The 17310-nt window shown below is 72.6% G+C and carries 15 protein-coding genes; 5 read left to right on the top strand and 10 right to left on the bottom strand.

Features of this window, described 5'->3' with window-relative positions:
• Positions 1–25: 25 nt before the first annotated feature.
• Positions 26–811, top strand: a complete 786-nt coding sequence (locus tag OG514_RS06090; RefSeq protein ID WP_266891642.1) for a TSUP family transporter — start codon at positions 26–28, stop codon at positions 809–811.
• A 12-nt stretch (positions 812–823) separates the two neighbouring features.
• Here OG514_RS06090 and OG514_RS06085 read toward each other — a convergent pair whose 3' ends face one another.
• The 5 genes from OG514_RS06085 to OG514_RS06065 all read right to left on the bottom strand — a co-directional run bounded on the left by OG514_RS06085 (position 824) and on the right by OG514_RS06065 (position 5195).
• A complete protein-coding gene (locus OG514_RS06085) occupies positions 824–1441 on the bottom strand; it encodes a class F sortase (protein WP_266891640.1) in 618 nt (205 codons plus the stop codon).
• A gap of 82 nt (positions 1442–1523) precedes the next feature.
• On the bottom strand, positions 1524–2030 hold the full coding sequence (locus OG514_RS06080; protein WP_266891638.1) for a hypothetical protein: 507 nt from the start codon (positions 2028–2030) through the stop codon (positions 1524–1526).
• Positions 2031–2301: 271 nt separating this feature from the next.
• The gene (locus tag OG514_RS06075; protein WP_266891636.1) at positions 2302–2706 is read right to left on the bottom strand and encodes a hypothetical protein; all 405 of its coding nucleotides are present in this window, start codon (positions 2704–2706) and stop codon (positions 2302–2304) included.
• Positions 2703–4409, bottom strand: a complete 1707-nt coding sequence (locus OG514_RS06070; protein WP_266891634.1) for a right-handed parallel beta-helix repeat-containing protein — start codon at positions 4407–4409, stop codon at positions 2703–2705. The genes OG514_RS06075 and OG514_RS06070 overlap by 4 nt, the downstream gene beginning before the upstream one ends.
• 24 nt (positions 4410–4433) lie before the next feature.
• Positions 4434–5195, bottom strand: a complete 762-nt coding sequence (locus OG514_RS06065) for an aminotransferase class IV (RefSeq protein WP_266891632.1) — start codon at positions 5193–5195, stop codon at positions 4434–4436.
• Between the two features lie 92 nt (positions 5196–5287).
• On the opposite strand from OG514_RS06065, the gene OG514_RS06060 reads away from it, so the two are divergent.
• From OG514_RS06060 to cutA, 4 genes are read left to right on the top strand one after another with little or no spacing between them, the layout of a single operon-like run.
• Positions 5288–5932, top strand: a complete 645-nt coding sequence (locus OG514_RS06060; RefSeq protein ID WP_266891630.1) for an NADPH-dependent FMN reductase — start codon at positions 5288–5290, stop codon at positions 5930–5932.
• 12 nt (positions 5933–5944) lie between these two features.
• The gene (locus OG514_RS06055; RefSeq protein WP_266891628.1) at positions 5945–7678 is read left to right on the top strand and encodes an ABC transporter ATP-binding protein; all 1734 of its coding nucleotides are present in this window, start codon (positions 5945–5947) and stop codon (positions 7676–7678) included.
• On the top strand, positions 7675–9561 hold the full coding sequence (locus OG514_RS06050; protein ID WP_266891626.1) for an ABC transporter ATP-binding protein: 1887 nt from the start codon (positions 7675–7677) through the stop codon (positions 9559–9561). Before OG514_RS06055 ends, OG514_RS06050 begins: the two co-directional genes overlap by 4 nt.
• The gene (cutA, locus tag OG514_RS06045; RefSeq protein WP_266891625.1) at positions 9558–10277 is read left to right on the top strand and encodes a divalent cation tolerance protein CutA; all 720 of its coding nucleotides are present in this window, start codon (positions 9558–9560) and stop codon (positions 10275–10277) included. Before OG514_RS06050 ends, cutA begins: the two co-directional genes overlap by 4 nt.
• Positions 10278–10310: 33 nt before the next feature.
• On the opposite strand, the gene OG514_RS06040 is transcribed toward cutA, so the two are convergent.
• The 5 genes from OG514_RS06040 to OG514_RS06020 all read right to left on the bottom strand — a co-directional run bounded on the left by OG514_RS06040 (position 10311) and on the right by OG514_RS06020 (position 17296).
• Complete coding sequence (locus tag OG514_RS06040) at positions 10311–10967, bottom strand: response regulator transcription factor (protein ID WP_266891624.1); 657 nt, start codon at positions 10965–10967, stop codon at positions 10311–10313.
• Complete coding sequence (locus tag OG514_RS06035) at positions 10964–12106, bottom strand: sensor histidine kinase (RefSeq protein ID WP_266891622.1); 1143 nt, start codon at positions 12104–12106, stop codon at positions 10964–10966. The genes OG514_RS06040 and OG514_RS06035 overlap by 4 nt, the downstream gene beginning before the upstream one ends.
• Before the next feature lie 63 nt (positions 12107–12169).
• On the bottom strand, positions 12170–14236 hold the full coding sequence (locus OG514_RS06030) for an MMPL family transporter (protein ID WP_266891620.1): 2067 nt from the start codon (positions 14234–14236) through the stop codon (positions 12170–12172).
• 189 nt (positions 14237–14425) lie between these two features.
• A complete protein-coding gene (locus OG514_RS06025; RefSeq protein WP_266891618.1) occupies positions 14426–16534 on the bottom strand; it encodes a molybdopterin oxidoreductase family protein in 2109 nt (702 codons plus the stop codon).
• Positions 16535–16609: 75 nt separating this feature from the next.
• Positions 16610–17296, bottom strand: a complete 687-nt coding sequence (locus tag OG514_RS06020) for a vancomycin high temperature exclusion protein (protein WP_266891616.1) — start codon at positions 17294–17296, stop codon at positions 16610–16612.
• Positions 17297–17310 lie beyond the last annotated feature (14 nt).

Genomic DNA, 17310 nt, shown 5'->3' with positions numbered 1-17310 from the left:
CGATCGTCTCCCTAGGCTCACGGGCATGCCCGAGATCTCGCTGACCACGCTTGTCCTGCTGTGCCTCGCCGCGCTCGTGGCGGGCTGGATCGACGCCGTGGTCGGCGGCGGCGGGCTGCTCCTGCTGCCCGCCCTGCTGCTCGGGCTGCCGAACGTCCAGGCCGCCCACATCCTCGGCACCAACAAGGCCGTCGCCATCGTCGGCACCACCGGGGCCGCGATCACCTATGTCCGCAAGGCGCCGGTGCAGGTCTGGACGGCGGTGCGCATCGGGCTCGCCGCCCTCACGGGCTCGATGGCCGGCGCGTTCTTCGCGGCCGGCATCAGCAGCGAGGTCCTGCGTCCGGTCATCATGGTCGTCCTGCTCGCCGTGGCGGCCTTCGTGATGCTGCGGCCCTCGTTCGGAGCGAAGGCCGAGGGGGAGGAGCGGGCGCCGCTGACCCGGGCCCGGATCGTGACCGCGATCGTCGTGGTCGGCGGCGGGATCGGCTTCTACGACGGTCTGTTCGGGCCGGGCACCGGCACCTTCCTGGTCCTCGCCCTGACCGCGGTGCTCCACCTCGACCTGGTGACGGCCTCCGCCACCGCGAAGATCGTCAACGTCTGCACCAACGCGGGCGCGCTCGCGATGTTCGCGTACCAGGGAAGCGTGTACTGGCAGCTCGCGGGCGTCATGGCGGTCTTCAACCTGATCGGCGGGACGGTCGGGGCGCGGATGGCGCTGAGCAAGGGCGCCGAGTTCGTGCGCGGGGTGCTGCTCGTCGTGGTGCTCTCGCTGGTCGCGAAGCTCGCGTTCGACCAGTGGGCCTGACGCGGGCGGAGGCTAGCGCACCCCGATGAGGTGGCCGTACGCGACCACGTTCCCCTGGTAGCCGTTCTTCTTCGAGAAGCCGCCGCCGCAGGTGATCACCCTGATCTCCGCGCGGTCCGTCTCGCCGTACACCTTCCGGTCCGGGAACTCCTTGTTCTCGTAGACCTCGACCGCGTCGACCGTGAACACCGCGGTCCGCCCGTCCTGCCGGTCCACCTCGATCCGGTGGCCCTTCTTCAGCGCGCCGAGCGTGTAGAAGACGGCGGGTCCGTCGGCGTTGTCGACATGGCCCGCGACGATCGCCGTGCCCTTGGCTCCGGGCGGGGTCCCGTTCTCGTACCAGCCGGCCATGTTCCGGTTCCCGGCCGGCGGTACGTCGAGCGAACCGTCCGGGGCCAGACCGAGCCGCATCATCGGGGTGTCCACATCGGTCTCGGGGATGCGCAGCCGGACCGGCGCCGAGGGCGGCAGCGGGTCGGCGGCGGCGTCGGTGTGCACGCTCGGCCCGGCGGCGAAGGCCTGCGCGGCCGACGGTACGGGCGGGGTGACCTGCTCCGAGCCGTTCTGGACGAGCCAGAGCCCGACGCAGACGGCCACGGCTATGCCCCAGCCCTTGGTCCTGTTGCTCACCTGGATTCCCTCGGGAGGTGTGGCCCTGCCCCCGCCGGGCCGTGTTCGGGCGCTCCGGCGGGGGCAGGACAGGCGGATGGTCTCAGTGGCCCTGCGCGCCGCTCGCCCGGCGACGCAGGAGCCAGACCCCGCCCACGGCAGCTGCGGCCAGCACCGCCGCGCCTGCCGTGATCTGGGCGGTGTCGGGGCCCACACTGCCCCCGACACCGGTCTGGACGTGGCCGCTGGGACGCCGGTGCTTGACGGTCAGGTCGCCCCGGGCCGTCTTTCCGTTGTCGCAGGCCACGCTGATGCCGTACGTGCCGGCCTTGGCGTGCTCCGGTACGCGGAACTGTCCGACCACGACTTCCTTGTGCGTGCTCGGGTTCAGCTGGAACTCGCCCGCGCCGAGCGAGTTCGCGTCGCCGACACCGTGACCGTGCTTGCCGCAGGCGAGCGTGTTGACAGTGACGGTGGTGCCGGGTTCGGCATCGGAGGGGAAGATTTCGAGCCACTCGGAGTCGTTGGCGAACGCCGAGGGGGCGGCGAGGACTCCGATCGCGGCGACCGTCAGCGCGGTACCGGTGAACAGGCGGACAGTGGTGCGCATGGGGGGCCTCCGGGGCGCGCGAGCGGTCGAGCGGGGCGGTCCTCCCGGGAGGGACTTCCCGGAACGGCCTTCTGTGACCGAGATAAGAGCCGCCGCGCGCCCCTCGCCTGCTGATGAGGCATCAGGATTGGGCCGTCCGATACGGTGTGTCGCCTGGATTTCCAACGTTTACGCAGGTCAGGGCAGGTTTCGTTGTGTCAGCTGACGCCCCGTGCCGAACGGGTGACCGGAGTCCGCGGGCCGACCGCCGACGGACCGGGTCACCCGCCGGTCAGACGCCCGTCAGGCCTGTGATCGCCGCCAGGGCCCACTCCTGCGCCCCCACCGTCGTACCGGCCACGACCCCCGTCGCGACGGGGGCGAGGGCGCCCCGGAGCGTGGCGAGCGCGCGGCGCAGCCTGGTCTCCTCGACGGGCTCGGCGCGGGTGATCTCGGCCAGGACCTCCTCGGCCGCGTCCTGGGTGTCCTGCCGGTCCCGCTCGGCGAGGCCGGCCCGGGGGAGCTGCCGGAGGAGCTCGTTCACCCGCTCGGCGAGTGCCTCGTACCCCGGCGCGACCGTGTTGTCGCTCTGCTGGTTCTGGGTGACGTTCTCGTTGCCCCAGGCGAACTGGGAGTGGGAGACGTCGCCGTTGAAGACCGGGCCGTCGTTGCCGGATGTGTTCCGCTGCTCGTTCATGAGTTGGAACCGTCTCCTTCGGATGGCTGCTGGTTCTGGGTGACCACGTCGTTGTTCCAGGCGAACCGGGAACCATGGACATCGCCGTGGATGACCGGTCCGTGGTTGATGATCGTCGGTGGGGGCTCGGCCGGTGGAGCGCTCTTCCGGACCACGGGGAGAGACGTGCGGAGCGAGACCAGTTCGACGTTGCCGTTGTGCTGGACCGCTTTGCCCTTCGTGCCGCTCACCGAGCAGTCCACCAGGCGACCGCTGCACCCGTGGTCGAAGACCGCCCCCGCGACCGCGCAGTCCGCGAACGTGCTGTGCGCGACGTCCACGTAGGAGGCGTCCCTGCCGCAGAGTCCGATCCCTTCCGAGTCGGTGACGGTCAGGTTCCTGGCGAAGAGTCTGCCGTTGCCCATCCCGATGGCGCCGCCGCTGCTCACGGTGCTCACCTCGCAGTCGTGCAGGAACAGTTGGGCGTCCTCGGTGACGCCGAAGCCCACCGTCCCGCGCTCCGCCGTGACCCGCCTCAGGGTGGCTCTGGACTGGCCGGCCGCGGTCACGGCGGGCAGGGTGAAGTCACGGAACAGGGTGTCGGTGAGGTCGGCCGTGGTGCCGCTGTCGCCCTGGGTCTCCAGGCCGGAGGGGCACCGCTCGACCCGGACGTGATCGAACGCGGCGGCGGATCCGCTCCAGACCCGCAGCGCGACACTCGTCAGGTCCTCGACCCGGAGGTGCCCGAAGCGGCCGCTGCCGCCCTCGCTGACCGCGATCCCGACGTTGCCGCCGGCGATGCGGCCGCCGTGCACCTCCGGCGCGCCGCCCCTGGTCGAGAACACGGCGATGTTCCCCGAGTTCAGCACCTGGCAGTCCTCGAACCGGCCCCTGGCCTCCGTCTGGACGTTGATGCCGGTGTCACGGCAGTCGGTGAGGACGCAGCCGCGGACCACCGGGTCCGCGCCGCTCGCCGCGCCGATGCCGTGCCGGGCGCCGGTGACCCGGGTGTTGTCGACGGAGCCCCGGGACTGCTCGGTGAACATGATCCCCTCCCCGTGCACGGCGCTGATCACGCAGTCCGCGACGACGAGCCGCGCCCGGGCGTCCGCCGTGAGGGCCGCCTGCCCGGTGCCGGTCAGCTCGCAGCCGACGACCTCGGCGTGCGCGTCGCTGACGCGTAGACCGTGGATGCGGCTGCCCTCGATCCGGCTGCCCCGGACGGAGACGCGTGCCCCTTCCAGTACGGCGATCGCGTTGTCGGCGGCGTCGGTGAACCGGCACCGCTCGACGAGTGCCGCGCCTCCGGTGAAGAGCGCCCGGCCGTGCGTGACCACACTGTCCCGCAGGTTGACCGTGGTGTGCGGCCGGGCGTGTACGGCGACACCGCTGTGTGCCCGGATCTCCGTGTGTTCGAGGGTGAGCGTGCCCGTGTGGCAGGCGACGACGTCCGCCTCGCGGCCGACCAGGGTGAGGCCGTGGACCCGGACCGATCCGGAGGCGTCGAGGACGGTGCCGCGGGGTCGGCCGACCATGACGGAGCCGGGGCCCTCGACCGCGACCAGCTGCACGTCGCCCCGGACGACGAGCGTCTCCTCGTACCGGCCGGGCGCGATCTCGATGAGTGCCGCCCGGCCCCGTGCGGCCGCCGCCCGGAGCGCCGACGTGATGTCCGGGTGGGCGCGGCGACCGCCGCGCGGCGAGACGACGTATCTCGCGACCATTGCGATGACTCCCCCTGTGTCGCCCTAAAGTTCGTCCCACTCCACCGAGTCGTATGCCGAGTACACCCGCCGCATCAGCTCCTCGTCCACCGCGAACGCGACTTCGTCGATCGCCGTGACGGGCGCGATGGAACGGGAGTTGGTGACGAAGGCGGCCCGGTAGCCCGACAGGTCGGCCAGGGTGACCGGGCGCCGGACCGACTCCAGGCGGGGCTCCAGGAGCGACATGGCGATCCCCCGGAGGCAGGGCGCCGACGGCCAGACCACCGAAGTTCCGTCCCAGAACGCGATGTTGGTGATGGCGCCCTCGGCGATCTCCCCGTACGGGGAGGTCAGCACGGCCTCGTCGTAGCCCGCGCGCTGGGCCGCCTCGCGGTGGTAGGCCTGGCCGAAGCCGCCCAGGTGCTTGATGTGCGGCGCGGGGCGCCAGTACTCGGCGGTCGTCAGGCGCTGCGGGTCGCCGAGGCCGTCCGGGGCGGGTTCGGCGACGGTCACGACGATGCGGACGTCCGGGTACACGTACACCCGCGCCGAGGCGTTCCGCCGCCCGGACGCCTCCAGGGCTCCGGTGAGCAGGGCGCGGATCCGCTTGCCGTCGAGCTCCTGCCCGAAGAGCTCGCGGGTCGCGCGGTCGAGGCGGTCGAGGTGCAGGTCGAGGCCCTTCACGCGCCCGTCACGTACCTGCATCGCCGTGAAGTGGCCGAAGCCGGTCATGAGGGCGGCGAGCAGTCCCGGGTCGGCCGCGGGGACGCCGTCGATCTCGATGTGTGCGGGCGGAGTCGTCATGTACTCACCGTACGTCCCGGGAAACGGCCTGGGGAAAGAGCCGCAGAACGCCGCTTGACCTCAACCAAACTTGAGGTACCACGATCCTCGGCATGGACACCACGAACGCCATCACGGCGACTGTTTCCCCCTCCCTTTCCTCCTCCACCTCCTCCGGCCCCGCGCCCCTCACCCTCGCCCTCGTCGTCGCCAGCGACCGCGAAGGCCGCTTCGCCCCCGTCATCACCGACTGGTTCCGCTCCCGCCTCGCCGAGCGCGAGGACTTCACCGTCACCGTCGTCGACCTCGCCGAGGTCGACCTCCCCACCTCCCTCTCCTACCGCCCGTCCCCGGCCGTCCTCGCCGAACTCGCCAAGGTCACCCCGGTCCTGGAGGCCGCCGACGCCTTCGTCGTCGTCACCCCCGAGTACAACCACTCCTTCCCCGCCTCCCTCAAGAACCTGATCGACCGGCACTACACCGAATGGCAGGCCAAGCCGGTCGGCTTCGTCTCCTACGGCGGCATCTCCGGCGGCCTGCGGGCCGTCGAGCAACTCCGCCAGGTCTACGCCGAGATGCACGCCGTCACCGTCCGCGACACCGTCTCCTTCCACAACGCCCACGGGCTGTTCGACGAGGACGGGCGCCACAAGGACCCCGCCGGCGCCGAGGGCGCGGCCAAGGCGCTCCTCGACCAGCTCGCCTGGTGGGGCCGCGCACTCAAGGGCGCCAAGTCCGTCCGCCCGTACGGCGAGTGAGGCATCGTCATCATGCTGCTGCGACTCCTCGCGCCCCGCCTCAGGCCGTACCGGGCCCTCCTCGTCCTCCTCGTGGCCCTCCAGCTCGTCCAGTCCCTCGCCTCCCTCGCCCTGCCCGCCCTCAACGCCGGCGTCATCGACCAGGGCGTCCTGCGCGGCGACACCGACCGCGTCCTCTCCGGTGGCGCCGAGATGGTCGCCGTCACCCTCCTCCAGGCGGCGGCCGCGGCCGCCGCCACCTACACCGGCGCCCGGATCGCCATGGGCGTCGCCCGCGATCTGCGCTCCGAAGTCTTCCGCCGCGTCCAGGAGTTCTCCGCCCAGGAGCGGGGCCGCTTCGGCGCCGCCTCCCTCATCACCCGTACGACCAACGACGTCCAGCAGATCCAGACGTTCACCGTCCTCGTCCTGACCATGCTGGTCGCCGCGCCGCTCCTCTGCTTCGGCGGCATCGCCATGGCCCTGCGGCAGGACGTGCCGCTCGCCCTGGTGCTGTTCCTCTTCGTGCCGGTGATGACCGGCGCCGTCGGCACCGTCGTCCTGCGGATGCGGCCGCTCTTCAAGGGCATGCAGGAGCGCGTCGACCGCGCCAACCGCATACTGCGCGAGCAGATCACCGGTGCCCGGGTGGTCCGCGCCTTCGTCCGCGACCGGCACGAGCGGGAACGGTTCGCCGCCGCCAACGACGAACTCCTCTCCGTCGGCCTCCGGGCCGGCCGGCTCCAGGCCCTGATGTTCCCCACGGTGCTCATCGTCTGGGAGCTGACGACCGTCGCGCTCGTCTACGTCGGCGCCCACCGCATCGAATCCGGCGCCCTCCGGCCGGGCGAGCTCGTCGCCTTCCTCGGCTATCTGCTCCAGACCTCGATGTCCGTGATGATGGTCCTCTTCCTCCTCATGCACATGCCCCGGGCCGAGGCGGGCGCCGAGCGCGTCCGCGAGGTGCTCGACACCCGCTCGTCCGTCGTCCCGCCGGCCGATCCGGTCCGGCCCCCGGTCAGCCGAGGTCATCTGGAGGTCAGGAGCGCGGACTTCCGGTACCCGGGCGCGGAGGAGTCCGTCCTCAAGGACGTGGCGCTGGTCGCCCGGCCCGGTGAGACGACCGCGATCATCGGCTCGACCGGCAGCGGCAAGTCGACCCTGCTCGGCCTCGTGCCCCGGCTCTTCGACACCACGGGCGGTGAGGTCCTCGTCGACGGCGTCGACGTACGCGACCTCGACCCCGAGCTGATGGCGAAGACCGTGGGACTCGTGCCCCAGAAGCCGTACCTCTTCTCGGGGACGGTGGCGACGAACCTCCGGTACGGGAAGCCCGACGCGACCGACGAAGAGCTCTGGCACGCCCTTGAGGTCGCCCAGGCCACCGACTTCGTCCGCGGACTCGACGAAGGCCTCGACGCACCCGTCTCCCAGGGCGGCACCAACTTCTCCGGCGGCCAGCGGCAGCGCCTCGCCATCGCCCGGGTCCTCGTCGCCCGCCCCCGCCTCTACCTCTTCGACGACTCCTTCTCCGCCCTCGACCCACGGACCGACGCCCGGCTCCGCGCCGCCCTCCACGAGGAGACCGCCGACGCGGCCGTCGTGATCGTCGCCCAGCGGGTCTCCACCATCCGGCAGGCCGACCGGATCGTCGTCCTCGACCGGGGCCGGAACGTCGGCACCGGCACCCACACGTCCCTGATGCAGGACAACCCCACCTACCGGGAGATCGTCCTCTCCCAGCTCACCGAGGAGGAAGCCGCATGAGTACGGCCACGGCGAGCCGCGCCACGAAGGACACCACCACGAGATCCGTCCCCGCCCGCACCGGCCCCTCCTCCCCGCAGCGCGGCCCCGGCCTCCCCACCCCCGCCCTCGAACGCTCCCTCTCCTTCCGCGCCTCCGGCCTCCGGCTGCTCCGCACCCTCGCCCCCGACCGGGCCCGGCTCCTCGGCGTCCTCGCCGCCGGTGCCACGGCGGTCTCCCTCTCCGTCCTCGGCCCGCTCTTGCTCGGCCGTGCCACCGACCTCGTCGTCACCGGCGCCACCGACCCGGCCGGGGTCGACTTCGCGGCCGTCGGCCGGGTCCTCGCCCTCTCCGTCGTGGTCGTCGCCGGCGCGTCCCTCTTCACCTGGGTCCAGCTGCGGATCGCCACCACCGTCGCCCAACGGGCCGGCCACCGCCTCCGCGAACAGGCCCAGCACAAGCTCGCGAAGCTGCCCCTCGGCTACCTCGACCGGCAGTCGCGCGGCGAGGTCCTCTCCCGCACCACCAACGACATCGACAACATCACCCAGACCCTCCAGCAGGCCTTCAGCCAGATGGCCCGCGCCCTCCTCACCCTGGTCGGCGTCCTCGCGATGATGTTCTGGATCTCCCCGGTGCTCGCCCTCGTCGCCCTCGCCACCGTGCCCGTCTCGGTCGCCGTCGCCGCCTTCGTCGGCCGCCGCGCCCAGCCGCAGTTCGTGAAGCAGTGGGCGGTCACCGGCCAGCTCGGCAGCCACGTCGAGGAGATGATCACCGGCCACACCGAGGTCGTCGCCTTCGGCCGGCGCGCCGAGGCCGTCCGCCGCTTCGACGAGCTGGGCGAGGAGCTGTACCGGGCGAGCTTCCGCGCCCAGTTCGTGTCCGGGTTCATCCAGCCCGCCCTGGCCTTCGTCGGCAATCTGAACTACGTCGCCATCGCCGTGGTCGGCGGACTGCGGGTAGCGAGCGGCACGCTCTCCGTCGGCGACGTCCAGGCCTTCATCCAGTACTCGTACGAATTCAACGGCCCCATCACCCAGGTCGCCGCCATGGCCAACCTCCTCCAGTCCGGAGTGGCCTCCGCCGAGCGGGTCTTCGACCTCCTCGACGCCGAGGAGGAGGACCCGGACCCGGCGCGGCCGCAGCGTCCGGAAAAGCTCCGGGGCAAGGTCTCCTTCGAGAAGGTCGCCTTCCGCTACGAGCAGGGCAAGCCGCTCATCGAGGACCTGTCGCTCACCGTGGAGCCGGGCCGGACCGTCGCCATCGTCGGCCCCACCGGCGCGGGCAAGACGACCCTGGTCAACCTGCTCCTGCGCTTCCACGAGGTGACCGGCGGCCGGATCACCCTCGACGGCGTCGACACGGCCGCGATGACCCGGGAGGAGCTGCGCTCCGGCATCGGCATGGTCCTCCAGGACACCTGGCTCTTCGGCGGCACCATCGCCGACAACATCGCGTACGGGGTGCCCGGCGAGGTCTCCCGCGAGCGGATCGTCGAAGCGGCCAGGGCCGCGCACGCCGACCGGTTCGTCCGCACCCTTCCCGCCGGGTACGACACCGTCCTCGACGAGGACGGAGGCGGCCTCAGCGCCGGCGAGAAGCAGCTGATCACCCTCGCCCGCGCCTTCCTCTCGGACCCGGTGATCCTCGTCCTCGACGAGGCCACCAGCTCCGTCGACACCCGTACCGAAGTCCTGGTCCAGCAGGCGATGTCCTCCCTCCGCGCCGGCCGCACCAGCTTCGTCGTCGCCCACCGGCTCTCCACGATCCGGGACGCCGACACCATCCTGGTGATGGACAGCGGCTCGATCGCCGAGCAGGGCAGCCACGAGGAACTCCTCGCCGCCGGGGGAGCGTACGCCCGGCTGCACGCGGCCCAGTTCGCCCGTACGGTGGAGACGTGATCGTCACCGTCCGCACCACCACCGACGCGCGCGCCAAGGCCCAGGACCTGGCGCGCGGCGCCGTCGAGGCCCGGCTGGTCGCCTGCGCGCAGATCTCGGGGCCCGTCACCTCCATGTACCACTGGCAGGGCGCGATCGAGACCACCGAGGAGTGGGAGGTGGTGTTCAAGACCACCGAGGCCCGCTACCCGGCCCTTGAGATGTATCTCCTCGCCGCCCACGACTACGAGACGCCCGAGATCCTCGCCACCCGGGTGACCCGGGTCAGCGAGGGGTACGCCCGCTGGGTCGAGGACGAGACCGCGACGGCCCGGGTGATCGAGGGCCCGGCGAACGACGAGCGGCCGTTCTTCGTGTACGGGACGCTGCGCCCGGGCGCGTACAACCACGACCGGTTCCTCGCCGGCCGGATCGGCACCGAGGCGGACGCCGTGCTGCACGGTGCGGTCCTGCACGACGGGCCCGGCTATCCGTACGTCGTCCCGGCGGAGGAGGGCCGGGTGGTCGGCACTCTGCTGACACCCGCGTCCGGCTCCTACGGCGAGCTGTTCGGCCTGCTCGACCGCCTTGAGCTGCCCGTCGGATACGAGCGGGTGGCGATGGACGTCGTCCGGACGGGGGACGGGGCGCGGGTGTCCGCCTGGGTGTTCCTGGCGGCCCCGGACGCGCCCCTCGGCGCGGTCATCGAGAGCGGCGACTGGTTCAGCCGGCCGTAGGCCGTGTCCGGCGGCTCCGGCGGCTCCGGCGGATCAGTGGCCCGGGCTCACCAGGCCCGACTCGTAGGCGATGATGACCAGCTGGGCCCGGTCCCGTGCGGACAGCTTTCCCATGATCCGGCTGACATGGGTCTTCGCCGTGAGGGGCGAGAGTCCCAGCGTCTCCGCGATCTCGGTGTTGTTGAGGCCCCGGCCCGTCAGCGTCAGTACCTGGCGCTCACGGTCCGAGAGGCCCTCCGGGCCGGCCGTCGCCGGGGTTTCCGGCATGGCCAGCGCCCGGGCGATCAACCGGGACGTCGGGCCCGGCGACAGCAGGGCCTCGCCCGCCGCGACCGTACGGATCGCGGCGAGGAGTTCCGCCGGGTGGATGTCCTTGACGACGAAGCCCGACGCGCCCGCCCGCAGCGCCTGCATGACGTGCTCGTCGGTGTCGTACGTGGTGAGGACCAGCACCTTGACCCCGGCCAGGTCCTCGTCGGCGGCGATCAGCCGGGTCGCGCCGATCCCGTCGAGCTCGGGCATCCGGACGTCCATGACCACCAGGTCGGCCCGCGACGAACGAGCCAGCTCGACCGCCTCCCGGCCGTTGGCCGCCTGGCCCACGACCTCCATGTCCGGCGCCGATTCGACCAGCATCGCGAACGACGCCCGGACGAGCGTCTGATCGTCCGCGAGCAGCACCCGGATCACACCGTCACCTCTCTCACCGAGAGCGGCAGCGCCGCCTCGACCTCGAAGCCCCCGCCGTCGCGCGGGCCCGCGACCAGTGTGCCGCCCACGCTCCTCGCCCGCTCCCGCATCCCCAGGATCCCGTAGCCGGAGCCGCTCGTTCCTCCGCGAGCGGCGCCGCCGTTGGTCACCCGTACCGTCAACACCTCCTTATCGAGACCGACATCGACCCGCACGTCCGCGCCCGGACCGCCGTGCCGCACGGCGTTGGTCAAGGACTCCTGCACGATCCGGTACGCCGCCGCGCCCACGGCCGCCGGGATCTTCGCCGCCGCCGTCCGTACCGACAGCTCCGCGCCCGAGGACCGTACGAGGTCGGGCAGCGAGGCCAGGTCGGGCAGCGGGCCCTCCGGTGCGGCCCGCAGCACGTCCAGCGTCGTGCGCACCTCGGTCCGGGCCTCCCGGCAGGTCTCGGCTATGCCGTCGAGCGCCTGGACGAGCGCCTCCCGGTCGAGCCGGCCGGGGTCGGCGACCAGGACGTGCGCGGCGACCGACGTCTGCACGCCGATGAGGGTGATCGAGTGGGCGAGGAGGTCGTGCAGGTCCCTGGCGATGCGCAGCCGTTCCTCGGAGACCTTCCGCTCGGCCTCGCGCTCGGCCCGCTCCACCACGCCCGCCACCAGCTGCCGGTAGAGCCGGATGCTCGTGCCGAAGACCAGCATCGCGATCACCCAGCCGGAGACCCGCAGCAGTTCCACGATCTCGTGCGGGTTGACGAGGAGCTGGATGGTGAGGGTGACGGAGGTGACCGAGAGCCCCACGATCACCGTGCGCACCGGCCGGCCGGTGGAGGCGACGGTGTAGAGCGCGGTCATCGAGGCCGGTATGGGCGCCAGATGCATGTAGTCGAGCGCGTGGTAGGGGGCGACGCAGGCCACCACGGCGAGCAGTACCGGCATGGGCGCCTTGCGCCGCCAGGCCAGCGGGACGTGCGCGGCGAGCAACAGCGCCCAGCCGAGGGCGTCCGGACGGCGGCCGTCGTCGACGCCGAGCGCGAGCACCGTGGCGAGCACCGCGAACACCGCGGCGGCCGTCGCGTCGCACCGCACCGGGTACGGCGCCGCCTGAGGGTCGCGGGTGAAGGCCGCTGCGAAGTCCATGGTGTCCATCCTCCCTGCGGGAAAGGGCTCCTGACAGTGCGTGGAGCCCCCACCCGCCCCTGATCACACCCGTACGGGCCGGCGCTCGGACCCTGAACCGGCCGTTGACGCAGGCTTCTTGGCCAGTGGGCCCGGCCACCACACCTTCCGGCCGAGCAGCACGCTCGCGCTCGTGACGAGATAGGTGCGGACGAGGAAGGTGTCGAGCAGGACACCGACCGCGATCACGAAGCCGAGCTCGGCCAGTTGCACCATCGGCATGTTGACGAGCACCGCGAAGGTCGCGGCGAGGACGAGTCCCGCCGAGGCGATCACCCTGCCGGTCGTCCGCAGGGCCGTGAGGGCCGCGGCACCCGGCTCCGCACCGTTCAGGCACTCCTCACGCATCCGGTGCATCAGGAAGATGCCGTAGTCGACGCCGAGGGCGACGAGGAAGACGAAGGAGAGCAGGGCGAGGCCCGGGTCGGTGCCCCCGAAGCCGAAGAGGCCCTCGAACACGAGACCGCCGATGCCGAGGGCCGCGCCCCAGACGGCGACCACGGCGGCGACCAGGACCAGCGGTGCGACGAGGCTGCGCAGCAGCACGACCAGCACGATCAGGACGACGACGATGACGAGCGGGACGACGATGTTCCGGTCGCGTGCGCTGGTGTCGCTCATGTCGAGCTGTTCCGCGCTGGGCCCGCCGACGTACACCCCGTCGCCGAGCGCGGTCCGCAGCGCCTCGATGGTCGCGGTCTCGGCCGCGGACTGCGGCGGGTGCGCGGCGATGACGGAGATCTCCGTCCAGCCGTCGCCGCTGCGGCCGCGTTCGGCCTTCGCGACGCCGTCGGTCGCGAGCGCGGTCCGCAGCGCCTGGGGGACCCGGTCCGTCGGGGCGACCACGGTGACGGGCTGGGTTCCCAGCTCCGGGTACGCGGCGGCCAGCGTCTTCATCGCGGCGACCGCCTCCGGGGTGGAGCTGAAGGAGTCCTCCTGCTTGAGGGCTCCGGGCAGGTTCAGCGCACCGAGCGCCAGGGCGGCCAGGGCGGCGGCGCCCGCGAGGAGGACGGCGAGGGGGCGCCGTCCGGCGGAGGAGCCCATGGCGGCGAAGAGCGAACGGCGCGCGGCCTTCGGCTCGCTTCCGTACGCCGGGATCAGGGGCCAGAACACCCGGCGCCCGAGGACGACGAGCAGGGCGGGGAGCAGCGTCATCATCGCGATGAGCGCGCAGAGGACACCGACGGCGGCCGTGGGTCCCATGCCCCGGCTGCTGTTCATGTCGGCGGCGAGCAGACAGACCATGCCGAGGGCGACGGTTCCCGAGGACGCGAGGACGGCGGGGCCGCAGCCGCGCAGCGCGGCGGCCATGGCGTCGTACGGGCGGGGGACGCGGCGCAGCTCCTCGCGGTAGCGGGAGACGAGGAGCAGTGCGTAGTCGGTGCCCGCGCCGAAGACGAGGATCGTCATGACGCCCGTGCTCTGGCCGGAGACGCTGATGTCGAAGCCCTGGTGCAGGGCGTAGGTGACGGCCATGGAGAGGAAGTCGGCGACGCCCGCGACGGCCAGCGGGACGAGCCAGAGGAAGGGGCTGCGGTAGATGACGATCAGGAGGATCGCGACGACGGCGACGGTCGTGTAGAGCAGCGGGCCGTCGAGGGAGTTGTAGACCTCGCTCGCGTCGGTGGCGAGCGCGCCGGGGCCGCCGACCTCGCCGCTCACGGTCTCGCGGACGTCGTGGACGAAGGCGTCTCTGGCCACCTCGTCCGTACCGGGCTCCGTGCTCGACACGGCGTACAGGAGGGTGGTGCCGTCCTCGGAAGGGACGGGCCGCGGCGGCGAGGCGAGCGGGTGGTCGGCGGCGACCTGCCGCACTTCCCGGGCGGCGGTGGCCTTGTCCGCGGCGGTCAGTCCGCCGTCACGGTGGTAGACGAGCACGAGGTCGGTGGAGCCGCCACCGGGCATCTGCTCCATGATGTTCGCGACCTGCGTCGAGTCGGCGCTCGCGGGCAGGTAGTCGACGGCGCGGTCGCGCTGTACGTCGCCGAGCTTTCCGGCGAGCGGTGCGGCCAGGGCGATCACGATCACCCACAGGGCCAGCACCCCCCAGCCGACGATTCTCCTACGGCCCTCCATCGGGTCCCCCTTCATCGATCCTCTTCGGGTCGATCCCAGATTCCCGCCGCGCGGAGGGCGATACGTCGCGCTGACGGCCGAGGTGGGGGGTACTGCCGGGGGCGGTGCGCCGTGGCGATTACTCCCGGGGGAGTACGGGCGCGTACACCACGTCCGGAGAGCCGCGCCCGGCCCGCGGGCCGGGCGCGGCTCTCCGAACGCGGCCTAGGCGTCGTTGCCCGCGCGCTCCAGGCGCACCGCGCACACCTTGAACTCGGGCATCCGGGAGATCGGGTCGAGCGCCGGGTTCACCAGGGTGTTGGCCCGGCCCTCGCCCGCCCAGTGGAACGGCATGAAGACGGTGTCCGGCCGGATGGCGGTGGTGATCCGGGCCGGTGCGACGGCCCGGCCGCGCCGCGAGACCACCGCGATCCGCTCGCCCTCGGCCACTCCGAGCCGCTCGGCGACCCGGGGGTGGAGCTCCACGAAGGGGCCGGGGGCCGCCGCGTTCAGCTCGTCGACCCGCCGGGTCTGGGCGCCCGACTGGTACTGGGACACGACCCGGCCGGTGGTGAGGACGACGGGGTACTCGGCGTCCGTCTCCTCGGCCGCCGCCCGGTGCACCACCGGCACGAACCGGGCCCGCCCGTCGGGGGTCGCGAACCGGTCCAGGAACAGCCGGGGCGTCCCCGGGTGGGACTCGGTGCCCTCCGGGGTCTCGGGGCAGGGCCAGAAGACTCCCTGCTCGTCCTCGATCCGCCGGTAGTCGATGCCCGAGTAGTCGGCGGGACCGCCGGCCGAGGCCCGGCGCAGCTCGTCGAAGACCTCCTCCGGCTCGGCGGGGAAACCCTTCTCCCAGCCGAGGAGTCCGGCGAGCGCGTGCAGTACCTCCAGGTCGCTGCGGACCCCGGCGGGCGGGGTGAGGGCACGTCGGCGGAGCAGTACCCGGCCCTCCAGGTTGGTCATGGTGCCGGTCTCCTCCGCCCACTGGGTGACGGGCAGGACGACATCGGCGAGCGCGGCGGTCTCGGAGAGCACCACGTCCGCGACGGCGAGGAAGTCGAGCGAGCGCAGCCGTCCCTCGATGTGCGCGGCGCGGGGCGCCGAGACGACCGGGTTGGAGCCCATGAGGAGCAGGGACTTCACGTCGCCGCCGAGCGCGTCGAGGAGCTCGTACGCGCTCCGCCCGGGACCGGGCAGCGACTCGGGGGGCACGCCCCAGACCCCGGCCACGTGCGCGCGTGCGGCCGGGTCGTCGAGCTTGCGGTAGCCGGGGAGCTGGTCGGCCTTCTGGCCGTGCTCGCGGCCGCCCTGGCCGTTGCCCTGGCCGGTGAGGCAGCCGTAGCCGCTGAGCGGCCGGCCCGCCTTGCCGGTGGCCAGGCAGAGGTTGATCCAGGCGCCGACGGTGTCGGTGCCCTTGGACTGCTGCTCGGGGCCGCGCGCGGTCAGCACCATGCCGGTGTCGGCGTCGGAGAACAGGCCGACGGCCTCCCGGAGCAGGGGCACCGACACGCCGGTGATGCGCTCGACCTGCTCGGGCCAGTGGGACATGGCCCCGGCGCGCGCGGCCTCCCAGCCGGAGGTGCGGGTCGCGACGAACTCCTCGTCGACGCGCCCCTCGGCGACGACGAGGTGCAGCATGCCGAGGGCGAGCGCCAGGTCGGTGCCGGGGCGCGGCGCGAGGTGGAGGTCGGCCTGTTCGGCGGTCCGGGTGCGGCGCGGATCGATGACGATCAGCTTTCCGCCGTTCTCCTTCAGCTCGGTGAGGTAGCGCAGCGCGGGCGGCATGGTCTCGGCCAGGTTGGAGCCGACGAGGATCACGCAGCCGGTCTTCGGGATGTCCTCCAGGGGGAAGGGGAGTCCCCGGTCGAGACCGAAGGCCCTGCCGTGCGCGGCGGCCGCCGACGACATGCAGAAGCGGCCGTTGTAGTCGATCTGCGAGGTGCCGAGGACGAGCCGGGCGAACTTCCCCAGCGTGTACGCCTTCTCGTTGGTGAGGCCGCCGCCGCCGAAGACCCCCACGGCATCGGGACCGTGGTCGGCGCGGGTCCGGCGCAGCCCGTCGGCGACGGCGGCGAGTGCCTCCTCCCAGGACGCGGGCGTCAGGACCCCCGTGTCAGGGCATCGGACCAGGGGCTCGGTGAGCCGGACCCGGGAGGAGAGTACGGAGGGGGCGGTGCGGCCCTTGCCGCACAGCGCGCCCCGGTTGACGGGGAAGTCGGTCCGGTCGACCACCTCGGCGGGCAGCTCCGGGACGCCGGTGGGGCGGAGCGACATGCCGCACTGCAGGGCGCAGTAGGGGCAGTGGGTGGGTACGGCGGTGACCTCGGACATACGGTCAGCGTGCGTCGGCCGTGTTACGCGGGGCGGCACCGCTCATTACGGGCGCGGTGCCATGCCCTCCGTTCGCTACGGCCTCCGAGGTGAGGCCAGAGCCTCGGTGACGCCCTTCTCCTCCGGGCCGAGGAACTGCGGATCGGGCCGCAGGGCGGCGTCGAGGGAGGCCTTGCCGGCGGCGAACAGTTCGCGGGTGGTGCCGTAGTACCAGGTGCGGTCGTGGGGTTCGGGGACCCCGACGCCGTACGAGTCGACGCCCGCCCGCCCGCACAGGGCCACGGCCCGCTTGATGTGGAAGTCCTGGGTGACGAGGACGGCCCGGTCGACGCCGAAGACCTTCTTGGCCCGGACGCAGGAGTCCCAGGTGTCGAAGCCCGCGTAGTCGCTGACGATCCGCCCGTCCGGCACCCCGCGCGCGGTGAGGTACGTGCGCATGGCGCTGGGTTCGTCGTATGCGGTCCTGCTGTTGTCGCCGGTGACGAGCAGGACCCGGACCTTGCCCGTCCGGTACAGCTCGGCGGCCGTGTCGAGCCGGTGCGCGAGGTACGGGGTGGGGCGCCCCTTCCACAGTCCGGCGCCGAAGACGACGGCGACGTCCCGGGCGGGCACGTCGGCGGTGGTACGGAGCTTCCCGGCGGCGGCGGTGTGCATCCAGGTGACGGGGGTGAGCGCGAGGACGGCGCCCAGCATCACGGCCTGGACGGTACGGCGGCGGGCCCGGGTGGTGCGGGGGATCAGCCGGGTGAGCCGTGCCGGCATGCGGGAACCTCCGG

It is taken from the genome of Streptomyces sp. NBC_00572 (assembly GCF_026341815.1).
In the GTDB taxonomy this organism is placed as follows: domain Bacteria; phylum Actinomycetota; class Actinomycetes; order Streptomycetales; family Streptomycetaceae; genus Streptomyces.
Note: the sequence above shows the minus strand (reverse complement) of the source record. Positions and strands in the feature narration are given on the sequence as shown.

Coding starts and splice junctions, on each gene's coding strand:
- OG514_RS06035 (WP_266891622.1), bottom strand. CDS start 12,106: ATGGACTTCGCAGCGGCCTTCACCCGCGACCCTCAGGCGGCGCCGTAC.
- OG514_RS06060 (WP_266891630.1), top strand. CDS start 5,288: ATGGACACCACGAACGCCATCACGGCGACTGTTTCCCCCTCCCTTTCC.
- OG514_RS06075 (WP_266891636.1), bottom strand. CDS start 2,706: ATGAACGAGCAGCGGAACACATCCGGCAACGACGGCCCGGTCTTCAAC.
- OG514_RS06055 (WP_266891628.1), top strand. CDS start 5,945: ATGCTGCTGCGACTCCTCGCGCCCCGCCTCAGGCCGTACCGGGCCCTC.
- OG514_RS06030 (WP_266891620.1), bottom strand. CDS start 14,236: ATGAAGGGGGACCCGATGGAGGGCCGTAGGAGAATCGTCGGCTGGGGG.
- OG514_RS06080 (WP_266891638.1), bottom strand. CDS start 2,030: ATGCGCACCACTGTCCGCCTGTTCACCGGTACCGCGCTGACGGTCGCC.
- OG514_RS06050 (WP_266891626.1), top strand. CDS start 7,675: ATGAGTACGGCCACGGCGAGCCGCGCCACGAAGGACACCACCACGAGA.
- OG514_RS06070 (WP_266891634.1), bottom strand. CDS start 4,409: ATGGTCGCGAGATACGTCGTCTCGCCGCGCGGCGGTCGCCGCGCCCAC.
- OG514_RS06020 (WP_266891616.1), bottom strand. CDS start 17,296: ATGCCGGCACGGCTCACCCGGCTGATCCCCCGCACCACCCGGGCCCGC.
- OG514_RS06025 (WP_266891618.1), bottom strand. CDS start 16,534: ATGTCCGAGGTCACCGCCGTACCCACCCACTGCCCCTACTGCGCCCTG.
- OG514_RS06065 (WP_266891632.1), bottom strand. CDS start 5,195: ATGACGACTCCGCCCGCACACATCGAGATCGACGGCGTCCCCGCGGCC.
- OG514_RS06090 (WP_266891642.1), top strand. CDS start 26: ATGCCCGAGATCTCGCTGACCACGCTTGTCCTGCTGTGCCTCGCCGCG.